Annotated in this window: 18 protein-coding genes; 13 read left to right on the top strand and 5 right to left on the bottom strand. The window is 63.2% G+C overall.

The window, feature by feature from the left end:
- Positions 1-9 precede the first annotated feature (9 nt).
- From CK221_RS27440 to CK221_RS27460, 5 genes are read left to right on the top strand one after another with little or no spacing between them, the layout of a single operon-like run.
- A complete protein-coding gene (locus tag CK221_RS27440; RefSeq protein WP_095779995.1) occupies positions 10-828 on the top strand; it encodes a transporter substrate-binding domain-containing protein in 819 nt (272 codons plus the stop codon).
- Positions 829-882: 54 nt separating this feature from the next.
- Positions 883-1,596: an ABC transporter permease subunit gene (locus tag CK221_RS27445; protein WP_095779996.1), complete on the top strand. Its 714-nt coding sequence runs from the start codon at positions 883-885 to the stop codon at positions 1,594-1,596.
- Position 1,597: 1 nt separating this feature from the next.
- Positions 1,598-2,317, top strand: coding sequence for an ABC transporter permease subunit (locus tag CK221_RS27450; RefSeq protein ID WP_067329696.1), 720 nt, complete (start codon positions 1,598-1,600; stop codon positions 2,315-2,317).
- On the top strand, positions 2,305-2,658 hold the full coding sequence (locus CK221_RS27455) for a cupin domain-containing protein (RefSeq protein ID WP_067329699.1): 354 nt from the start codon (positions 2,305-2,307) through the stop codon (positions 2,656-2,658). The genes CK221_RS27450 and CK221_RS27455 overlap by 13 nt, the downstream gene beginning before the upstream one ends.
- 47 nt (positions 2,659-2,705) lie before the next feature.
- On the top strand, positions 2,706-4,037 hold the full coding sequence (locus CK221_RS27460; RefSeq protein ID WP_095780022.1) for an FAD-binding oxidoreductase: 1,332 nt from the start codon (positions 2,706-2,708) through the stop codon (positions 4,035-4,037).
- 186 nt (positions 4,038-4,223) lie between these two features.
- On the opposite strand, the gene CK221_RS27465 is transcribed toward CK221_RS27460, so the two are convergent.
- Entirely contained in the window at positions 4,224-4,898 is a 675-nt protein-coding gene (locus CK221_RS27465) for an FCD domain-containing protein (protein ID WP_095779997.1), read from the bottom strand.
- Between the two features lie 137 nt (positions 4,899-5,035).
- On the opposite strand from CK221_RS27465, the gene CK221_RS27470 reads away from it, so the two are divergent.
- The 6 genes from CK221_RS27470 (at position 5,036) to CK221_RS27495 (ending at position 13,515) form a co-directional block, all read left to right on the top strand.
- A complete protein-coding gene (locus CK221_RS27470; protein ID WP_095779998.1) occupies positions 5,036-6,532 on the top strand; it encodes an NAD-dependent succinate-semialdehyde dehydrogenase in 1,497 nt (498 codons plus the stop codon).
- Between the two features lie 321 nt (positions 6,533-6,853).
- Positions 6,854-7,909 carry a LacI family DNA-binding transcriptional regulator gene (locus CK221_RS27475; RefSeq protein WP_095779999.1) on the top strand — a complete coding sequence of 352 codons (1,056 nt, stop codon included), beginning with the start codon at positions 6,854-6,856 and terminating at the stop codon, positions 7,907-7,909.
- Positions 7,910-7,974: 65 nt separating this feature from the next.
- Positions 7,975-9,222 carry a sugar ABC transporter substrate-binding protein gene (locus tag CK221_RS27480; protein ID WP_095780000.1) on the top strand — a complete coding sequence of 416 codons (1,248 nt, stop codon included), beginning with the start codon at positions 7,975-7,977 and terminating at the stop codon, positions 9,220-9,222.
- A gap of 487 nt (positions 9,223-9,709) precedes the next feature.
- Complete coding sequence (locus CK221_RS27485) at positions 9,710-10,633, top strand: sugar ABC transporter permease (protein WP_095780001.1); 924 nt, start codon at positions 9,710-9,712, stop codon at positions 10,631-10,633.
- The gene (locus CK221_RS27490; protein ID WP_067000383.1) at positions 10,633-11,490 is read left to right on the top strand and encodes a carbohydrate ABC transporter permease; all 858 of its coding nucleotides are present in this window, start codon (positions 10,633-10,635) and stop codon (positions 11,488-11,490) included. The genes CK221_RS27485 and CK221_RS27490 overlap by 1 nt, the downstream gene beginning before the upstream one ends.
- A 27-nt stretch (positions 11,491-11,517) precedes the next feature.
- Positions 11,518-13,515, top strand: coding sequence for a glycoside hydrolase family 127 protein (locus tag CK221_RS27495; protein ID WP_095780002.1), 1,998 nt, complete (start codon positions 11,518-11,520; stop codon positions 13,513-13,515).
- Between the two features lie 14 nt (positions 13,516-13,529).
- On the opposite strand, the gene CK221_RS27500 is transcribed toward CK221_RS27495, so the two are convergent.
- Positions 13,530-14,330, bottom strand: coding sequence for an endonuclease/exonuclease/phosphatase family protein (locus CK221_RS27500; protein ID WP_067000387.1), 801 nt, complete (start codon positions 14,328-14,330; stop codon positions 13,530-13,532).
- 25 nt (positions 14,331-14,355) lie between these two features.
- The gene (locus tag CK221_RS27505; RefSeq protein WP_095780003.1) at positions 14,356-15,813 is read right to left on the bottom strand and encodes a phospholipase D-like domain-containing protein; all 1,458 of its coding nucleotides are present in this window, start codon (positions 15,811-15,813) and stop codon (positions 14,356-14,358) included.
- Between the two features lie 199 nt (positions 15,814-16,012).
- Between CK221_RS27505 and CK221_RS27510 the strand changes: the two genes are divergently transcribed.
- Complete coding sequence (locus CK221_RS27510; RefSeq protein ID WP_095780023.1) at positions 16,013-18,691, top strand: PAS domain S-box protein; 2,679 nt, start codon at positions 16,013-16,015, stop codon at positions 18,689-18,691.
- Positions 18,692-18,731: 40 nt separating this feature from the next.
- Positions 18,732-19,193 carry a response regulator gene (locus CK221_RS27515; protein ID WP_082954105.1) on the top strand — a complete coding sequence of 154 codons (462 nt, stop codon included), beginning with the start codon at positions 18,732-18,734 and terminating at the stop codon, positions 19,191-19,193.
- Here the strand turns inward: CK221_RS27515 and CK221_RS27520 are convergent.
- Both CK221_RS27520 and CK221_RS27525 read right to left on the bottom strand, forming a co-directional pair.
- Positions 19,124-19,453, bottom strand: a complete 330-nt coding sequence (locus tag CK221_RS27520) for a hypothetical protein (protein ID WP_067000392.1) — start codon at positions 19,451-19,453, stop codon at positions 19,124-19,126. The genes CK221_RS27515 and CK221_RS27520 overlap by 70 nt on opposite strands.
- A gap of 77 nt (positions 19,454-19,530) precedes the next feature.
- Positions 19,531-20,280, bottom strand: a complete 750-nt coding sequence (locus CK221_RS27525; protein ID WP_095780004.1) for a DUF899 family protein — start codon at positions 20,278-20,280, stop codon at positions 19,531-19,533.
- Between the last annotated feature and the right edge of the window lie 41 nt (positions 20,281-20,321).

Raw genomic sequence — 20,321 nt, forward strand, 5'->3', positions numbered from 1 at the left:
GTAACACTCATGCTTTCAGTTCAAACGTTTCGTTCGATTTTCGTATCCGGTTTCATGCTCGCCGCCGCAGCCGGTGCCGCGCGCGCCCAGGAAGGCGTCCTACGCGTCGGCACGGAAGGGGACGCGCCGCTGTTCAGCATGGCCGACGCCAACGGAAACGTCACCGGCTTCGACGCCGACGTTGCCAACGGTATCTGCGCCGAACTCAAGATGAAGTGCAAATTCGTGGTGCAGGCTTTCAGTTCGCTGGTTCCCTCCATGGATAGCGACCGCTTCGACGTGATCATTTCCGGCCTTGGCATCACTGCCGAGCGCCAGAAGAAGATCGACTACTCCATCCCGTACGCCACCACGCCGCTCTATTTCGTGGTCCCCAAAGATTCCGCTCTTGCCGGGCTCAAGAGTCTCGAGGAGATCGAAAAGGCGCTCGCGGGAAAGAGTGTCGGCGTCGTGACAGGCACGACCTATGCCAAATTCATCGGCAAGCGGGCGACCAGCGCCGATCTCAAGACTTATGATGCCACCACTCAGCAGACCGCTGATCTTGCGGCTGGCCGCCTGGATGCCGCTTTCGGCGACTCCCCGACCTGGATGGATTTCCTCGCTACACCGGACGGCGCCAACTTCACGAAGATCGATGTGAAGATTACGGCGATGAGCGATCCTCAAACCCTCGGCCACGGCATGGGTGTCGGCATGCGCAAGGGGAATGCCGAACTCAAGGCTAAGGTAGATGCCGCGCTCTGCAACATGATCGATGGAGGTAAGATCAAGGAGTCTTCCCTCAAGTGGTTCAAGGACGACTACACCATTCCGTGCAAGAAGTGATCCTCTCGCAACAACTGGCCGTCGCAGCCCGCGGCGGCCCGACGGGTGTCATCCATGTTTGAAACTATCTGGTTGCTGGTTGTGGAGCAGGGCTGGGGACTCGCTTTGCTGCGCGGCGCCTTCGTGACGATCTGCATCGGGCTGGTCGGCATGATGATCGGGTTGATCGCAGCCGTCCCGTTTGCCATAGCGCGCTGGCAGCGGGTCCCGGTGCTGTCCCAGATGATCGATGTCTACAGCATCGTCGTCCGCGGCGTGCCGGGTCTTCTTGTGATCTATCTCCTGTTCTTTGGCTCTGTCGACTGGGTGCAGAAGATAGCCGTTGCCTTCGGCTACCGAGACACGGCTGAAAGTGCCTACCCGTCCATTATCGGCATCCTCGCCATCGCGACCATTTCCTGCGCCTATTCGATCGAGGTGATGCGAGGCGCTTTGGAAGCCGTTCCCAACGGTCTTCTTGAAGCCGCGAAATCTTTGGCGTTGCCTCGATCGGTCGCCTTTTTCAGAATCACGTTGCCGCTCGCGTTGAGGCTTGCTCTCGGCGGGATCAACAATGTCTGGCAGATGACGATCAAGGATACTTCACTCGTTTCCATCGTCGGCATGCAGGAACTCATGCGTATGGCGGCTATCGCGGCGGGCATCACGCGCTCGCCACTTCTCTTTTACTGCATCGCTGCCTCGCTGTTCTTCGCCATGACAGCAGTCAGCCAGACCCTGTTCGGCCTGGCTGAGCGCCATATCAATCGCGGCTTCAGCGGAGGTTAGAATGGATTTCACCATTATTGCCTATGCGATTCCGTTCCTTCTCACCGGCGCAAAGACAACGCTTCTGATCTCGGTGTTCGGCGTGGGCTTAGGACTGCCATTCGGCATCCTGGTGGCGCTCGCGCGCACTTCGCGCAATCGCTTGGTTTGCACGGCGGCCGACGCCTATTGCGCCGTCTTTCGCGGCACGCCCATGCTAGTGCAGATATTCGTGATCTACTACGGATTAGGGCAGGTCGGGTTCTTTCGCTCCAACCCGGTGATTTGGTGGCTGATCGGCGACGGCCTGCACGCAGCCATTCTCGCGGTCCTGTTGAACACCGGTGCCTACACAGCCGAAATCTTTCGAACCGCGTTTTTATCCCTGCCGCGCGGGCTGATCGAGGCGGCGGAAGCCTGCGGCATGTCGCCTTGGATTATCTTGCGCCGGATCAAGTTCCCGCTGGCTTTGCGACAAGCGCTGCCATCCTACAGCAGTGAGGTTGCCATCATCGTCAAAGAATCCAGCCTCGCTTCGACCATCGCTGTGCTCGAAATCACCGGTTGGGCCAAACGCCTGATGAGCGAAACCTTCGCCATTATGGACATCTTCATCATCACCTCCGTCTTCTACCTCACCCTCAATGTCGTCGGACTGACTGCCTTGAAGCTTTTGGAGCGGCAACTTTGGTTCGAACGGCGTTCAACGCGCAGAAAGGCCACATCCCTATGTCCAAGTTGACGTTCATCGACCAGAATGTTCTTCCGCGCCCACGCGAAGGGCAGCCTCTGCCCGACCGCCTTGTGGAGGGCGATCCACGTTTTCTGAGCTGGGATATCGCCCAGACCGCAGACGGCGCCGTGAAGGCGGGGGTCTGGGAGGTCACGCCTGGCGCCTATCGTTCGATTAAGGGCGAGACTTTCGAGTTCTGCTACATCCTTTCGGGTGTCTCCGAACTCACTGAGGATGGCTGCCCGCCGCGCCGCATCGCGGCTGGCGACGCCTTCGTCATGCATCCGGGATTCACCGGCGTATGGCGTGCCATCGAAACCACGCGCAAACTCTGGGTCTCACGTGATTGACCGGTTTGCGCTTGCCCGCCGATCCGACCAAAAGCTGGTATGTTCCCATGACCGCCGATTCCGCTGGCCCCCTCAAATCCACGCCCTATTGGTGGGAGGATTGCACCTTCTCTCCCCTCCCAGTCCGCCGGGTCGCCTCCAAATGCGACGTGGCGATCGTTGGGGGAGGCTATGCAGGACTTTCGGCGGCCATCGAGCTTGCTCGTCCCGGTCGCAGTGTTCAGCTTTTCGATCGCCAGTCGCTGGGGCAGGCGGCTTCCAGTCGTAATGGCGGCATGGCGAGCGGGAGCATTCGACCCGGGCGCAAGGAATTGATCAGAAGATTCGGCGAGGCCCGCGCCACCGAGATCCTGATGGAGGGAAAGGCCGCACGGGAAGACCTGTGGGCCTTTCTGAAGGAGGAGAAGGTGGAGTGTGACTTCCATCTCTCCGGCCTGTTCGTCGGCGCGATCAACGCTGATGAATGCGACGAACTCAGCCGCTCCGCCGATCTACTGCGGCGCTTTCTGGGCATCGAGGCTCATCCCGTTGGCCGGTTGGACGTGCCGACCTATATCGGGACGGATTTCTACACGGGTGGATTCGTGCGGATGGATACCGGTGGCTTGCATCCGGCCAAGCTGCTTGCGGGTATTATACGGGTGGCAATGGCAACCGGAGCGGTAATCCATGAGAACACAGCCGTTACGGGAACCATCGCCGAGGCCGGCGGGGTCCGTGTAAGAACGTCGCGCGGTGACGTTCTCGCCAGGAAGGTGCTGATCTGCACGGATGCCTATACCGACGGCTTCGATCCTTGGCTGCGACGCCGTATTGTGCCGGTGCGCAGCCGCATAATCGCTACCGAGCCATTGGCAGAAGGCGTGATGGACCGGTTGATGCCGAAGCGCATGATGTATGGCGATATGCGCCAGCTCAGCTATTACTATCGCCCTTCGGCGGACGGATCGCGCATCCTCTTCGGCGGCAGGGACGGCACCACGGCGGGTGACGCGCTGGCGCCGACCACCCATTTGCGCAGCGAACTTGGCCGAATTTTCCCCGAACTGAGGGGCGTCGGCCTGACGCATAGTTGGTTTGGCCAGGTCGCCATGCATCGCGACATGGTGCCTCGGATTTTCACCTCGGGCGATACGGTTTACGCCACCGGCTTCTGCGGCTCCGGAGTGGTCTGGGCCCGCTGGCTGGGCAAGAAGGCCGCCTTCAAGATCCTCGGCGAAACCGAAAAGGCGCAGTCCGCCTTCGATTTCGACCCCGCTCCGAAGGCCGTGCCGTTTTACCGCGGCAAGCCATGGTTCATCCCGCTTGTCTATTCCCTTTACGAATGGCGGGATAAACGTGCGATGCGCCGTCGCCAGCCCGAAGCAAAGAGGCGATAACCTTGCTCTTCCTTGGCGACGGGCCCGCCGCGTACAGGAACCTCATCTTGTCTGGATGGCGCGCACCGCGTCCGTCTTGAAAACAGTGTCAGATGCCCCGCCTTGAATAGAACGACAAGCGATTAGCGTTCGAACGCGCCATTCTGCTCGGTTCGGCAATCTCAAAATTTTGGCGATGAGGCCTACTCACCCCATTGTCTCCGATCCGAGTATGTTGCCTCTCGCGGTCAAGATATGGCTATGCATTCTTTGTTCGGCCTGCCCACCATCGCGGTCAGTGATCGCCTGTAAGATCGCGCGATGATGAGCCGTATACTCCTGCATACGCTCTTTCGTCAGAGACAGCTCTTTCATGCGCCCCCAAAGACGCCCCGCCCGAAGCGAGTGAATACCTTCGTAGAGCGAGGCCAGCAATCCATTGCGGGCCGCCACCACTACCAGTTGATGGAACGCGGCGTCCCAACGCTCGAACTCCGCCAGCGTCGCGGCGGTACTGCCATGCTGGATGACCTTGTGCATCTCTTCAGTTTCATAGGGGGTCGCCCGCAACGCCGCGAGCGCCGCCACCTTCGGCTCGATGATTAATCGTGCTTCGAAGACCTCAGCGGGATAGGTCCACAGTTCTTTCCGAGAGGCATCGTGTGCGCGATACGGAGCGCTCGCGGTTGCCCCTCGCTCGGCGACGAAAGTGCCACGCCCGACATGGCGAAGCAGGCGCCCCTCTTGCTCCATCTCGGCCAGCATGCGCCGGAGGGCCGTGCGGGGTAAACCTAGCTTGAGCGCGAGATCGCGCTCGGGTGGCAGCCGGTCGCCTGGCTGCAATCCAGCCGCCTCGATGAAATCCCTCAAAACGACGGTCATGCGGCCACTCCACTAAGAAACGGGCGGATTTCTCTGCAACCAATTTGATCTATATTGACACCGGTTGCAATACCAATTTCATATTGGTTCAAGCAATCGACAGACTGGTTGCGCATGTTTTCTAAAGCCGCGAGAGGATGGGTGTGAGTCAGACAGCAAGGGATATCGAATCGTTTTGCGCGGATGCTGCGGCTATCATTGCAAGCGCTCCTGTGGATCTGCTGGTGGGCGGCAAATGGACAAGTGCAACCGGCGGCAATCGGTTTGATGTCGCCGATCCATCCAACGGGCTCACGATCGCGTCTGTCGCAGACGGCGCAGTCGCCGACGCAATCCGGGCGATCGATGCTGCGGAGGCTTCTGCGACTATGTGGAGGCAAACCCCCTCACGCCGGCGATCGGACATGCTGATGCGCTGCCATCGGCTCATGCTCGATCGTGCCGAATGGCTGGCGCAACTGATATCTCTGGAGAACGGCAAGGCCCTCCCAGACGCTCGCGCAGAGGTAACGTATGCCGCGGAGTTCTTCCGATGGTACGCCGAGGAGGGGGTGCGTACTCTCGGCGACATCGGCCACGCGCCGGGCGGTGCAAACCGAATCGTGGTTCAATACCAGCCGATTGGCATCGCCGTTCTCGTCACACCCTGGAATTTCCCGGCGGCCATGGCGACCCGCAAGATCGCCCCGGCGCTCGCGGCGGGTTGCACGTGCGTACTGAAGCCGGCGGCTGAGACTCCACTGACCGCGTTGGCGATCGGTGCGATCCTCATGGAAGCCGGTTTGCCCGAAGGTGCCGTCAACATCGTGACGACCACGGCCGCGGGGCCTGTGGTGAGCGCGATGCTGCACGACAGTCGGGTGCGCAAACTGTCATTCACGGGTTCGACGGCCGTTGGGCGCATCCTGTTGCGTGAGGCCGCCAACCGGGTCATCAGCTGTTCCATGGAACTCGGCGGCAACGCTCCTTTCATCGTGTTCGATGATGCGGATCTGGACGATGCCGTGGCCGGCGCCATGGTCGCCAAGATGCGCAACGGCGGAGAAGCCTGCACTGCGGCGAATCGCTTCTATGTGCAGCGCGGCATTTACGACGCTTTTGTCCGCCGGCTTACCCAGGAAATGTCGTCGCTTTCAGTGGGGCCGGGTCTTCAAGCGACGACCCAGCTCGGGCCCCTTATTACCGCGACGGCCGTGGAGAAGGTTGATCGCTTGCTGAAGGATGCCGTTGCCCGTGGGGCGCGTATCGAAACGGGCGGCAAACCGCGGCCTGGCGAGGGCTTCTTCTATCCTCCGACAGTCCTAGCTGACGTTTCTCCCGATTCCGACATCGCGAAGGAAGAGATCTTTGGGCCGGTCGCAGCGGTCACGCCCTTCGATACGGAAGACGAGGCTGTCCGGCTGGCGAACGACACGGAGTATGGCCTCATATCCTACGTCTACAGTAGTGATCTCAGACGCGCCCTGAGGGTCGCCGAACGCATCGAAAGTGGAATGGTCGGCGTCAATCGTGGCCTGGTTTCGGACCCGGCAGCGCCCTTCGGGGGGATGAAGCAAAGCGGGCTCGGCCGCGAGGGAGGGCATCACGGCCTGCTCGAATATCTCCAACCAAAATACATCGCGACCAACTGGTAAAACCGCAAAATCGCTTCTCCGCCGAGTTGCGCCACATATCGGTCGTGCAGGTTTACGCTAGCTACTTCTGGGAAACCGACAAGTCTGCTTGCGGGCCCTTCCGGTTCATCGAGACTGGAACTTATGATAGCCCACGCACGTCAACGATTGGGCGAGCAGCCGCGTCGAGTCCTTTCCCCTTGCCAACCTCCCCACCTTCCCCTAATCTCCCGCTGAGAAAACCTTTTCCCAAATCGCCTCGCGCCTGCTGACCTCACCCGTCATCTTCGCGCAGGGCGATAAGGGAAAACCTTTTCCCAACTTAGGGGTGCGCCTCGAACCATGTCCGCCGACGCCGAGCCAGCGCTAGTTTCCGCCAAGCCGCCAGTCACGCTGCGCGAGGTGGCGGCTGCGGCCGGCGTCAGCGTCGCGACGGCGTCGAAGGCGCTGAACGGGCAGGGGCGCATGACCGCCGAGACGCGCGAGCGCATTCGTGAGGTGGCGCAGCGTCTCGGCTTCCGGCCGAACCATCTGGCGCAGAGCCTGCTGCGCAAGCGCTCCTTCACCGTCGGCCTGCTCACCAACGATACCTATGGCCGCTTCTCGCTGCCGCTGATGGCCGGCGTTTCGGATGCGCTGGTCGACAATGGCGTCTCGGTGTTCCTGTGCAATGTCGAGGACGACCCGCGGCTCGGCCAGCTCCATGTCGAGGCCATGCTCGACAAGCGCGTCGACGGCATCATCGCCACCGGAAAGCGCATCGACCGCCATCTGCCGATCGATCTGTCCAATCTGCGCATCCCCGTCGTCTATGCCTTCACCCAGCCGGATCCCGGCGCGGTCGGCCTGGTTTCCGACGATGCCGGCGGCGCGCGGCTGGCGGTCGAGCATTTTTTGCGGCTCGGGCGCCGCCGCGTCGCCCATGTCACCGGGCCGGCGGGCTTCGCGGTGGTGCATGCGCGGGCTGAGGCCTACCGGGAGGTGCTCGAGGCGCACGGCCTGCCGATCGGCGAGCCGCTGCTCGGCGCCTGGTCGGAAGCCTGGGGCCACGATGCGGTGGCGAATCTGTTCGGCAACGGTCGGGGCAGGGAAGGCTGGCCGGATGCCGTCTTTTGCGGCAACGACCAGATCGCCCGGGGCGTCATCGACGCGCTGCGCGAGCGCGGCATCCGCGTGCCCGACGATGTCGGCGTCATCGGCTTCGACAATTGGGAGATCGTGGCCGAGGCGACGCGCCCGCCGCTGACCTCGGTCGACATGAATCTTTCGACGCTCGGGCGCGAGGCCGGGCTTGCTCTGCTTTCGCTCGTGGGCGGCCAGCCGGCCGCGCCGGGCATCAGGAAACTGCCGTGCCGGCTGGTGGTGCGTCAGTCATGCGGCCGTCCGCCGGGCGGCTGAGGCATCGAACGAAACGGCCGTCGCGCAACGGCCAAACTGGGAGGAGAACCATGAGGAGGAATACCGTGAAAACCATATTTGCCAAGCTGGCCTTGGCCGTGGCCGTGATCGGCGGCGGCCTGCAGGCGGCGTCCGCCGAGACCGCCAACATCTGGGTGCGCGCCGACGGCTCGAATTTCATGCCGCGCATCGTCGACGCCTTCAACAAGGCGCATAAGGACCAGATCAAGCTCGACATCATCCCGAACGCCGAGATCATCCCGAAATATGGCGCCGCCGCCGCCGGCGGCACCGCGCCCGATGCGCTGTCGCTCGACCTGATCTACACGCCGTCCTTCGCCGCCGCCGGCCAGCTGGAAGACATCACCGACTGGGCGAAATCCTTGCCCTATTTTTCGAGCCTCTCGCCGGCGCATGTGAAGACCGGCACCTATAAGGGCCGTATCTACGGCCTGCCGTTCTCGGCCGATTCTTCGGTGCTGATCTGGAACAAGAAGCTGTTCAAGCAGGCCGGGCTCGACCCGGAAAAAGGGCCGAAGACCTGGGCCGAGATCGAGGCCGACGCCGAGAAGGTCAATGCGCTCGGCGGCGACATCAAGGGCTTCTACTTCTCCGGCAATTGCGGCGGCTGCAACATCTTCACCTTCACGCCGCTGGTCTGGGCCTCGGGCGGCGACATCCTCTCCGAGGACGGCTCCAAGGCGACGCTCGACAGCCCGCAGCTGCGCGGCGCGATCGACCTCTACCGTTCGATGGTCAAGAAGGGGCTGGTGCCCGAGGGCGCGCAGACCGACACCGGCGCCAACTTCTTCGCCGCCTTTGCCGGCGGCAAGATCGGCCTTTCGCCGTCCGGCGCCTTCGCCATCGGCGCGCTCAACACGCAATATCCTGATATCGACTACGGCATCACCTTCCTGCCGGGCAAGGATGGCGGCTGGTCGTCCTTCGCCGGCGGCGACAATTTCGTCGTCACCAAGGGTACCAAGAAGATCGCCGTGGTGAAGGAGTTTTTGGACTTCGCCTACTCGCTCGAGGGCCAGACCATCCTCGCCAAATATGGTAGCCTTCCGGTGCGCGGCGACATCGCCAAGGAAGCGCTGAAGGACCTCGATCCGCGCTACCAGGTGGCGGCCGAGGCGATGGCCAAGGGCCGCACGCCCTATTCGGTGGTGTTCAACGACCTGATCAACTCCGCCAACGGGCCGTGGACGCAGATGGTCAACGAGGTCTTCTTCGGCGACGATGTCGACGGCGCCATCGCCAATGCCCAGGAGACCATGCAGTCGATCATCGACCAGGCGCCGAACAAGTAAAGCGCGGCCCTAAACCTCCCCTCGAGGGGAGGTCGGACCGCAAGTCCGGGTGGGGTCGCCCGCGAAGTACGCCGACGCTATCTCCCCGTAGGGCGCACTTCACAGCGGATCCCACCCCCGGCCTTCGGCCGGACCCTCCCCTCAAGGGGGAGGGGGACGCCGCGCTAAATGGCAGGATTGTCGCGTTGAGAAAGCTCACTCATCATCATCGCCAAGTTGAGGCGCCGCGAGGTTCGCTCCCTCTTCTCCCCCCGTGGGGTGAGAAGCGGTCCGCGCAGCGGACGAAAAGCCAATTGCTTGGCTTTTCGAGCTTCGAACGCCCTGAGCCTGCGAAGGGCCGGGCGGTGGCCGATCCACCCCCGGCCGGGTCCCCGCTGCTTCGCAGCGTCCCGGCGTTCGCCGGCCTTTCATCGTGCCACTGGCACGATGAATTCACCTTCGGTGAACCGGCTGCTCACCCCACAAGGGGAGAAGGGGGAGCCAAGCCATGACCACCCTCACCGCAACCTCCGCGCCCGCCCGCGCCAGACGCATCGGCGTCAGCCGCCGGCAATGGGTGGGCCTGCTCTATGTCCTGCCGGCCGTCGCCTTCGTCACCGTGTTCTTCGTCATCCCGCTCGGCATGACGGCGTGGATGTCGCTGCACAACTGGCCGCTGATGGGCGAGCACGCTTTCATCGGCCTCGATAACTATGTCGCCATCCTGCGCGACACCCGGTTCTGGAACGCGCTCAAATTCACCTTCTACTACACGCTGATCGTCACCATCGCGATCTTCGCCGTCGCCTTCCCGCTGGCGATCTTCATCGAACGTCCGCGCCCGCTCACCAATCTTTACCGCACCGCCTTCTTCATGCCGGCGGTGGTCGGCTTTGCTTCCGCAAGCCTGCTCTGGTCGTGGCTGTTGAACGTCGATTCCGGCCTGTTCAGCCCGGCCGCCTACGACCTCGGCCTGACCGAGAGGAAGGTCAATCTTCTCGCCACCTTCCAGCCGGCGTTCTGGTCGATCATCGCCATGGTGGTCTGGAAGGTGGCCGGCTTTACCATGATCATCCTGATGACCGGCCTGCAGTCGATCCCGCAGGACCTGCAGGAGGCCGCCGTCATCGATGGCGCCGGACCGTTCGCCCGCTTCAGGGCGATCACCCTGCCGCTGATGCGCCGCACGCTGGCGCTGGCGCTGATCCTGTCGGTCGCGGGCTCGATCCTCGCCTTCGACCAGTTCTACATCATCCTGCGCGGCGGCCCGCGCAACCAGACGCTGACGGCGGTCTACTGGATCTTCAACCAGTCCTTCGTCTCGTTCAAGCTCGGCTACGGCGCGGCACTCTCCATGGTGCTGCTGGTCATCCTGGTGGCGCTCAGCCTCATCCAGCTCTGGCTGCTGCGCAAGCCCGAGGGGCTCGACTGATGGCCGAGGCGATGTCGCAGCACCGCAAGGCGGCCTTCAGCCTGGCCAGGCATTCCACCGGCATCATCGCCTCGGTGCTGTTTTTGGCGCCGATCGTGTGGACGGTGCTCTCCACCTTCAAGCCGGCGCAGGAAGCGCGCCAGCCGCCGCTGCCGCCCTGGCCGACCACCGGCTTCTCGGTCGAGAACTATCAGACGCTGAACACCTTCGGCGACGGGCTTTGGGCCTCGGCGCAGAACAGCATCTATGTCTCGGTGATGACGGTGTTGCTCTCCGTGCTGGTCAGCGTGCTCGCCGGCTACGGCTTTTCGCGTTTCCGCTTCCCGTTCCGGGACTTCTTCTTCATCCTCATCCTGTCGACGATCATGATCCCGTTCCAGTCGATCCTGACGCCGATCTTCCTGGTGCTGACGAAACTCGGTCTGCACAACACGCTGACCGGCCTGGTCTGCGTCTATGTCACGCTGCAGCTGCCGTTCTCGATCTTCATGATGCGCAACGCCTTCGACGCCGTGCCGCGCGAGATCGAGGAGGCGGCGCGCATGGATGGCGCCAACAATGTCACCATGCTGGTCAAGGTGATGCTGCCGCTGGTCTGGCCGGGCGTCGTCACCATTGCGCTCTTCGCCTTCCTCGGCGCCTGGAACGAGTTCCTGGCCGCGCTGGTGCTGATGACCGACCAGTCGAAATTCACCCTGCCGGTGATGATGACCGCGCTTCAGTCCGGCCGCTTCGGCGCCATCGATTGGGGCGCGGTGCAGGCGGGCGTCACGGTGATGATGGTGCCCTGCCTGATCCTGTTCCTGGCGCTGCAGCGCTTCTACATCCGCGGCCTGATGGCCGGGGCCGTCAAATGATTTCCCGCATTCGAATGGAGTGACGTTATGACCGCAGCACAATCCGCCACCGCAGCCCAGGCAGCCGCGACCGCGAAGCCGAAGCTTGCCTTCCGGCCGCTGCCCGTGCCGCAGGTCGATGTCCGCGGCTTCTGGGGTGACCGGGTCGACGCCGTCGCCGCCAAGACCGCCGGCATCCTCTACGACCGCTGCGTCGAGGCGCGCATGCTTGAGCAGATCGATCCCGACCGGCCGTCGCCGGGCGTCGTCATTCCGTTCCATTCGCCGTCACCCGACGAGGCCGACGCGCAGGGCGCCGAGTTCACCGGCTCGACGGTGACGACCCAGATGTTCTGGGATTCCGACTGGGGCAAGACCATCGAGACCGCCGCCTATTCGCTTTACCGGCGCCGCAATCCGGAGCTGGAGAAAAAGATCGATGCCGTCATCGACATGTACGGCAAGCTGCAGCAGGAGGACGGTTATCTCTCGAGCTGGTACCAGCGCATCCAGCCGGGTCTCCGCTGGACCAACCTGCGCGACTGCCACGAGCTCTACTGCGCCGGCCATCTGATCGAGGGCGCCGTCGCCTACTTTCAGGCGACGGGCAAGCGCAAGCTGCTCGACATCATGAGCCGCTACGCCGACCACATCGCCTCGATGTTCGGCCCGGAGCCCGGCAAGAAAAAGGGCTATTGCGGCCATGAGGAGATCGAGCTGGCGCTGGTGAAGCTCGCGCGGGCGACGGGTGAGAAGAAGTACATGGATCTGGCGAAGTACTTCATCGACCAGCGCGGCCAGCAGCCGCATTATTTCGACGAGGAGGCGCGCGCCCGCGGCGCCGACCCGAAGGCCTATCATTTCAAGACATACGAATACAATCAGTCGCACAAGCCGGTGCGCGAGCAGGACAAGGTCGTCGGCCACGCTGTGCGGGCGATGTACCTCTTCTCCGGCATGGCCGACATTGCCACCGAATATGGCGACGACAGCTTGCGCGCGGCGCTCGACAGGCTGTGGGACGATCTGACCACCAAGAGCCTCTATGTCACCGGCGGCCTCGGGCCGTCGGCTCACAATGAGGGTTTCACCAGCGACTACGACCTGCCCAACGAAACCGCCTATGCCGAGACCTGCGCCTCGGTCGGCCTGGTGTTCTGGGCGAGCCGCATGCTGGGCATGGGCCCGAACCGCCGTTATGCCGACATGATGGAGCGGGCGCTCTACAACGGCTCGATCTCGGGCCTGTCGCTCGACGGCTCGCTGTTCTTCTACGAGAACCCGCTGGAGAGCCGCGGCGGCCACCACCGCTGGAAATGGCACCGCTGCCCCTGCTGCCCGCCCAATATCGGCCGCATGGTGGCTTCGATCGGCAGCTATTTCTACGGCCTCGCCGACGATGCGCTGGCCGTGCACCTCTATGGCGACTCCACCGCACGCTTCGAGATCGCCGGCCGGCCTGTCAGCCTGGTCCAGACCAGCAATTATCCTTGGGACGGCGCGGTCTCGATCGAGATCGAGGCACAGACACCGGTTGAATTCACGCTTTACCTGCGCATACCCGCATGGTGCCGCAACGCGGCGCTGAAGCTGAACGGCAACATGCTCGATCTCGATGCGGTCACGGTCGACGGCTATGCCGCGATCCGCCGCGAATGGCAAAAGGGCGACCGCGTCGAGCTCGACCTCGAAATGTCGATGGCCCGCCTCTTCGCCAATCCGGAAGTGCGGCAGGACATCGGCCGCGTCGCGCTGTCGCGCGGCCCGCTGCTCTACTGCGTCGAAGAGACCGACAATGGCGGCGGACTGCACCGCATTGCGCTGCCGCGCACGGCCAGGCTGGAGGCGCACAAAGAGCCGAACCTGCTCGGCGGTATCGTCACGCTTTCGGCGATCGGCAGCCGGGCCGAGGCGAAGAACTGGGGCGGCCATCTCTACCGCCCCGAGCCGCCGGAAACCGAAGAGACGACGCTCAAGGCAATTCCTTACTTCGCCTGGGACAACCGCGACCCCGGCGAGATGCTGGTCTGGCTCAGGGAAGGGTAGGGCGATCGCTCGATCTACAGATGCACGAAGGCGGTCAGCGGCAGGTGGTCGGACGCCACGCGCGACAGCGGCGTGTCATGCGCTTCCACCGCCGACACCATGCCGTTGCGGTTGCCCATGATCCGGTCGAGCGCCAGCACCGGCAGGCCGGACGGAAAGGTGGGCACAGCGGGCAGCGAGGGGCCGAAGGTGGTGTGCAGCGTGTTGAGCGCGGAGCGGTTGCCCAGCCGCCATTCGTTGAGGTCGCCGAGCAGGAGCGTCGGCCTTTCGTCGGCGCTGCTCATGATATCGAGCACGACGCGGGCCTGTTCCGAGCGCGAGCGGCGCAACAGGCCGAGATGCGCGGCGATCACGCGCAGCGTCCGGTTCTCGTCGAGGTCGATCTCGGCGACCAGCGCCCCGCGCGGCTCCAGGCCGGGCAGCTTGATCTGGTGCACGTCGCGCACCGTGCCCCGCTTGAACAGAAGCACGTTGCCGCGCCAGCCATGTGCCTTGCCGTTTCCGGTGACCGGCACCGGCACCAGCCCCGTTTCGATTTCGAGGCGGTTGAGGTCGAGCAGTCCGGCGCGGTCGCCGAAGCGGTTGTCGGCCTCCTGCAGCGCGATCACATCGGGGCTGATCTCGCGGATGACGCGCGCGGTCCGCTCGGGGTCGAACTTGCGGTCGGTGCCGATGCATTTGTGGACGTTGTAGGAGGCGACCACCATCTCGGCGCCGCCGACCCGTTTGGGCGCCGTGGCTTTCGCTTTCCGCATCTTTCTGCCGCGGATCGACAGGAGCACGGTTTCGGGGAGGGTGCGTCCGTTTCTCTCCATGGTTCCTGCTGCTCGTCTTCCTTGCCTACAGATAGGGCGATCCCAGCCACAGCAATCGGTCGAGGACACGAATGACGAAGGCTCTGGCCCGCAGCATCTCGAGTGTCACCGGTTTCGCCGACGCGATCGCCGCGTCGATACGCGCCTCGATCGCCCGGGCGAAGTTGGCATCCAGGACCTCCATGTCGATCTCGAAATTCAGCCTGAGCGACCGGGCGTCGAGATTGGACGAGCCGACATAAGCCCATGCGCCGTCGATTGCCATAAGTTTCGAATGATCGAAGGGGCCTTGGTGGCGCCACACCCGGCAATAATGCTTCAGCACCTGGTCGAACTGTGCCGTCATGGCGCGGTCGACGAGGAAAAGATTGTTCACCGCGGGCACCACGATGTCGATCTGGACACCGCGCGCGCCGGCCGTGGTCAGCGCGCTGATCAGCTCGCGGTCCGGCAGGAAATAGGGCGACATGATGCGGATCGATTTGCGGGCGACCGAAAACGCTCCCATCAGCAGCTTGTGGTTGGTTTCGTTCGCGGCATCCGGTCCTGTCGCCACGGCTCTGACCAGCATCGGCTGGCCGGGCGGCGGGGTGGTTCGCTCGACCTGCCAGGCGTCGCCCTTCAGCGCCTCGTTGCTGGCGAAGCGCCAGTCCTCGGCGGCGACTGAGAACAGGTCGACCACCACCGGCCCGGTGACCTCGAAATGCGTGTCCCTGGAGCTGTCGGAACCGGCGAATTCGGCCGAGAACCCCTTGCGGATGTTCATGCCTCCGGTAAACGCCACCGTCGCGTCGATGACCAGGACCTTCCTGTGGGTTCTGAGATTCGCATAAGGAAGTCTCAAGCCCATGACGATGTTGCCGTTGAAGAGATCGACGGCGACGTTGGCCTCCCTGAGCTGCTTCAGGATGCTGGGTACCGAATAACGCACGCCAACGGCGTCGATCAGCACGCGCACGGCGACGCCGCGTTTGACCGCGGCGGAGAGCGACTGCACGAACATCTGTCCGACGGCGTCGTTGTCGAAGATGTAAGTTTCGAGAAGCACGCTCTTTTGCGCGCCGTCGATCGCCCGGCACATCGCCGTATAGGCCTCGTCGCCGGTCTCGAGCACGGCGATGGTGTTTCCCGAAGTCAGCGGACGCCGCGCCACCCTGTCGCCCAGTGTCTTCAATCCGACGAAGCGCTGGCCGAATTGGGCCTCGATCAAGGCTTCGACGGCGACGTCGCGATTGTGCCCCTCATCCGCCGAACCGGCGCTGGGCCGCATGGCGCTGATCGTCGCGCGGCGGATGCGGTTGATGCCGGCGATGGCGTAGATGATCGCGCCGAGGAAGGGCGACAGAAGCATCACGCCGACCCACCCCGTGGCGGCGCGCACGTCTTCCTTCGTCATGATGGCATGGACGATGCCGACCGCCGCCATCGCCAACGACAGGAGAAGGATGAGCGTCGACCAGTGACTCGCTATCGCCTGGAACATCGGCCCGACTATTGTGCGAGCCGGCGCGGAAGGCAATCCGCCAGGTCAAGGCGATGCGGACTCGCATGCAGCTCTTCCAGAGGCACGGCGAAATCGCTGTTATGTCCGCACCCGCCTCGATGCCGAAGTGTCGGAGCTCACGCGGGAACATTCGGCGATCCGATGCGTTTGGCTTTTCGTTGCCGAGCGGGAATGGGAGATGCGCATCGAAAGCCTTCAAGGAACCGAGGGGTTTATCCGTACCCCGGAGGACGCCGTCGCCCTGCAAATTCCGCCCGACTTCATCGAGACGCTGCCCATTGCGATCTACGCTTGCGACGCGCAAGGGCGATTGCTTTGGTTCAACAAGCGCGCTGCCGACTTGTGGGGGCGAACGCCCTTGCTTGGCTCGGATTCCGAACTTTATTGCGGATCCCACAGGCTCTATCTCGATGGACGCGAGATCGCGCGCGCCCAAACCCCGATGGCCGCGGTGCTGCGAACCGGCATTCCCGTCAGGGGGGTTGAAGGCAAGCTCGAGCGCCCCGACGGGACGGCGATATGGGTGATGGTCCACATCGAGCCGATCGAAGACGAGGACGGTCGGGTCGTCGGAGCCATCAACTGTTTCCATGATGTCACGGACCGGCGTCTGAGCGATGAGATCATTGGGCAACAGGAACAGCGGCTCGCTGCGACTTACCAGCATGCGGCGATTGGCATCGCTGAAGTCAATGCGAAGGGCGAACTCGGGCGCGTCAACGGCTACCTGGCCGACCTGCTCGGCTATTCGGCCGATGAACTTGTCGGTAGGTCGGTGTTCGATGCCACTCTGGCGGAGAATGTCGATGCGGACCTGCGTCAGTTCGAGCGTCAGGTGCGAGGCGAGATCGACAGCTACCGGCACGAGAAGCGCTTCATCCGCAAGGACGGGGCAAGAGTCTGGGTCGCGGTCACGTCCTCGAGCGTAAGGGACTCCGAAGGCCGCTTCTTGTATGCGGTGCGCGTCCAGCAGGATATCACCGCGCGCAAGAAGGCGGAGGCCGCGCTGGTCCGGCATCTGGAGCAGCAGGCGGCGCTTTACGAATTCACGGACAGCCTTCAGCGCGCGGCGAACCTCGGCGAGATCCACGATATAGCCCTCAGCACCATCATTCGCGCATTGGGTGCGGACCGGGCGTCCATACTCTTCTTCGACAACACCGGCTTGCTCAGATTTGCCGCCTCGCGAGGCCTGTCGCAAGCTTACAGAACGGCCGTAGAAGGCCATTCCCCCTGGTCGCGCGACACACGCGATCCCGAACCAATCGCTATTGCAGACGTCGAGCAAAGCGGGTTGCCGGACGACCTCAAGGCGGCTGTGCGGGACGAAGGCATTGCAGCGCTGGCTTTCATTCCAATCTCGGTGCGCGGTCAGTTGCTCGGCAAGTTCATGACCTATTACGATCATCCGCACGATTTCGTGGAGTCCGAGCTTCGTTTTGCGCTGACGGTGGCCGGACAACTCGGCTTCGCGGTCGACCGCGTGCGGCTCGAGACCGCCCGCCAGACGACGGAGCGCGCCGCAAATCAGCTCGTGGCCATTGTCGAATCCTCTCACGACGCGATCATCAGCAAGGACCTCAACGGCATTATCGCCTCATGGAATGCCAGCGCGGAGCGCCTGTTCGGCTTCACGGCCGACGAGGCGATCGGCAGGCACATCACGATGATCATCCCCGATGACCGGCTGGGCGAGGAGCCGGAGATCATCAGGCGCATCAGCAGCGGCGAAAACGTCGATCACTTCGAAACGGTGCGTCGCCGCAAGGACGGCAGTCTCGTCGATATTTCCCTCACGATTTCGCCCATCCGCAACAGCCAGGGCCGCATCATCGGCGCCTCGAAGATTGCGCGCGACATTACCGACCAAAAGATGGCTGAAGCCAAGCTGCGGGCGAGCGAGCGTCAGCTGCGCGACCTGCTGGCGGCAATTCCGGCCGCGATCTACACGACGGATGCCGACGGCACGATAACCTTTTTCAACGAGGCGGCCGTCGAGCTTTCCGGGCGCGTTCCGCAGATCGGCAAGGATAAGTGGTGCGTGACGTGGAAACTGTTCTGGCCGGACGGAACCCCGCTTCCTCACGACCAGTGCCCGATGGCGGTCGCCCTGAAGGAGGGGCGTCCGATACGCAACGCTGAAGCCGTCGCCGAGCGCCCGGACGGCGTGCGCATTCCCTTCATCCCGTATCCGACGCCGCTGCGCGATGAAGATGGCAAGATCGTCGGCGGCATCAACATGCTGGTCGATATCAGCGAACGCAAACAGGCCGAAACACAGCAGCGGCTGCTCTTCAATGAGCTGAATCATCGTGTGAAGAACAACATGCAGATGCTGCAGTCACTGCTGAGCTTGGCGGGTCAACGGGCAGCGAACCCGCAAGCGCGAGAAATTTTGCGTGAAGCCGGCAACCGCGTCGCGGCCATGGCCGCTGCTCAGCAGGTCCTGTACGAGACGGTCGATTCGACGCAGTTCAACGCGAAGGGTTTCTTGCTTGCGGTTTGCGGGACAATAAAGCAGACCTTCCCGAAGGAAGTCGCGGTTGAGTTCGAGGCTGATGATGCAAAGCTTTCGAATGACGTTGCAATGCCGCTGGCGCTGATCCTGAACGAGCTTCTGACCAACGCCATAAAATATGGAACTCTCGACGGAGTCGGCACAATCCGGGTCGGGCTTCGGCGCGATGCGGACGGCTTCCAGGTATTCGTCGAAGACAGCGGTCCCGGCTTTGACCTGGCTTCGGTCCGCGACCGTTCGTCCGGATTGAAGCTGGTTCAGGGCTTGGCGCGGCAGCTGCACGGCAAGCTTGTCGTTACCAAGGAACCGAAGACGCGCTGCAGCATTCGGTTCTCATGAAGCTCTCGCCGGCTCTTCTTCAGTTCCTGGATGGCTCTCGATGACCGAGCTTGCTGCCCCACACGGACGCCGTCGGCCAATCCCAACGAAAGCCGCGTCGGCCGAACCTGTGGCCGCCGCATTGCCCACGCGGATCTTGGTCGTCGAGGATGATTTTCTCATCTCCCTCGAGATGGAGAGCACTCTGACCGCGGCCGGTTTCGAGGTCGTAGTCGTTGGCTCGGGCGAGGAAGCGCTCGATAGCGCAGCTGCGGACCGGCCTGATCTGGTTGTGATGGATATCCGGCTGTCCGGCGCCATGGATGGAATTCAAACTGCCCTGGAGTTGTTTCGAATTTACGGTTTGCGGTCGGTTTTTGCGACGGCGCATTCCGATTCCGACGTCCGCGCCCGGGCAGCGCCAGCGGAGCCGCTGGGCTGGCTGGTAAAGCCCTACACGCCGGCATCCCTGCTCTCAGCCATCCGCTCCGCGCTTAGGTCCGGCAGCTCGTCGGCAGGTTGAAACGCCGAATCCGCCGCCCCTCTGGCGAGCAGCCGCAGCCAGGGCGCGAGGTGGAAGGCAGCCATCAGGAAATACATCGGCGCCATGCCGCTGAGCACGGAGGCTCCGGGCCCGGACATGCACATCGCGTCCGGTCCGCTATCGGCGGCAGTGAGCAACGTCATGACGGCAAAGGTCGGTGCCGCCGCGAGACATAACCAGTCGGCCAGGCCGAATCCGCTCAGGCCTGCCGGGCGAGGGGCGGGATTGTCGATGCTCATGATCTCTACCTTCCAACTGCTTTCAGGAAAGTTCGGCTCTGGCGGCGCGGGCGACGCCGCCAGAGTCGCTTCGGCGCTCAGGCGTTCTTGTTGCGAAACGCCGCTTCGCCGGCATCCGACACCTCGACCCATCGCTGGTCGGGCGCGGCGCCTTCCTCATAGTTGTCGTGCCAGTTCCACCACTTGTAGGTCTGTGTCTGCGGATAGCCCTCGGGCGAATCCTCCCACACCTCCTGGCGGCCGAGCGGAGTGACGTCGAGATAGCTCCACACCGTGCCGAACGCCTCGTCGCCGCGGTTGTTGACGAAATAGGTGCGGAAGATGCGGTTGCCGTCATGGATGAACACGTTGTGGCCGTGCCATTCGTCGACGCCGAAATCCTTGTCCCAGCTGTCGGTGATGGTGTACCAGGACATCTTCCAGTCCATCCGCTGCTTCAGCCGCTGAATGTCGGCCTGCGGCGCGCGGGACGCATAGGCAAGCGTGGTGTCGCGGGCGTTGAGATGGGCGAGGTTGCCGACCATGTCGGCGCCGAGCGAGCAGCCGCGGCAGGCGTGCTCCGGCCAGCCATAGACGCCGGGCTCGAAGAAGGCGCGGTAGATGACCAACTGCCGGCGGCCTTCGAAGAGGTCGAGCAGGCTTGCCTTGCCGTTCGGGCCTTCGAAGACATAGTCCTTCTCGACAGGCATCCACGGCATGCGGCGGCGTTCCGCAGCCAGCGCGTCGCGGGCGCGAGTGAGCGCCTTTTCCTTCACCAGCATTTCTTCATACGCGCCTTCCCAGGCTTCCGGCGAAACGACCGATGGTGTCTTCATGTGTTGGGTCATTGCTCTTGTCCCGTTCTTGCGTTTGGTTGGGGTGACGAGGG

Source organism: Mesorhizobium sp. WSM3868, assembly GCF_002294785.1.
Taxonomy (GTDB): domain Bacteria; phylum Pseudomonadota; class Alphaproteobacteria; order Rhizobiales; family Rhizobiaceae; genus Mesorhizobium.